Origin of the sequence: Undibacterium sp. Di27W, assembly GCF_049340345.1 — a bacterium.
Taxonomy (GTDB): Bacteria; Pseudomonadota; Gammaproteobacteria; order Burkholderiales; family Burkholderiaceae_D; genus Undibacterium.
The window spans coordinates 1-313 of sequence record NZ_JBMPOS010000146.1 but is presented as its reverse complement, the minus strand read 5'-3'; the positions used below and the strand labels follow the sequence as shown (position 1 = coordinate 313).

Here is a 313-nt window from a genome sequence, read left to right as displayed (position 1 = left end):
TTGTGTCTATGTCTGGAAACCCAGGGGCTACATAGCGCCAGTTGATCCAATCGATAGACTAGGACGAAGTCAAATAGCCCGCCTGACAGAAGACTTTGCTCAGCTCTCTACTAGGCCACGTACAGCAATACGGCGCCAAAATGGCACATGCTTCCGCCGAGCACGAACAGGTGCCAAACTCCGTGTCCGTGGCGCCATTTGTGATCTGTGGCATAAAACGCGATGCCGCCGGTGTAGAGCGCACCACCTGCTGCCAGCCACCAGAAGCCGTCCATTGTGAGCGCATTGATGAGCGGTTTAGCAGCGATCACGC

1 protein-coding gene is annotated in these 313 nt (G+C 55.6%); it reads right to left on the bottom strand.

What is annotated here, in order from left to right; all coding sequences use genetic code 11:
- Positions 1-110: 110 nt before the first annotated feature.
- On the bottom strand, positions 111-313 hold a 203-nt coding region (locus ACO0LF_RS31675; protein WP_423021415.1), incomplete at its 5' end, for a hemolysin III family protein.